Source organism: Campylobacter concisus (assembly GCF_002914195.1).
GTDB lineage: Bacteria > Campylobacterota > Campylobacteria > Campylobacterales > Campylobacteraceae > Campylobacter_A > Campylobacter_A concisus_M.
On the sequence record NZ_PPAU01000050.1, the window covers coordinates 1 to 432 of the forward strand.

1 protein-coding gene is annotated in these 432 nt (G+C 32.4%); it reads left to right on the forward strand.

The window, feature by feature from the left end; translation table 11 throughout:
• The coding region (locus tag CYP28_RS01780; RefSeq protein WP_181000397.1) for a hypothetical protein at window positions 1-377 on the forward strand (377 nt) is incomplete at its 5' end.
• Window positions 378-432 lie beyond the last annotated feature (55 nt).

Genomic DNA, 432 nt, shown 5'->3' on the forward strand with positions numbered 1-432 from the left:
GTCCTGATGAACTGCGAACAAATTTGAATAGAGTTTTTTATAAGCATTTAAAAAGCATTGCAAAGTTTCAGCAGGAAGGTCTATCAAATAATCAGATCTACAAAAAACTTTGTCAAATTTATCCAGAGTTTCAGACTTTTAGCAGAACTTTAGTCGTAAATGCTTTAGAGCAAGCGACGGATAATCCAAATAAAACAATGAGCAGCAAATATGAAAAATATTCAGATGAAGTAAGAGAACTTCTATCCGAAGGAAATACTGCATACTTTTGCGCCAAACATCTTTTGGAAAAATATGCTGATGATAATCTGGTTTTTGTTTCTGCTTGGAAATTTGCCAAAGATACAGAAGTAGAGATGAACGAAGAAATAGAGTAGTATCTTGGTTTTTCTCTATGCTTAATACGGCCATTAATTTAATAAAGTTATGATG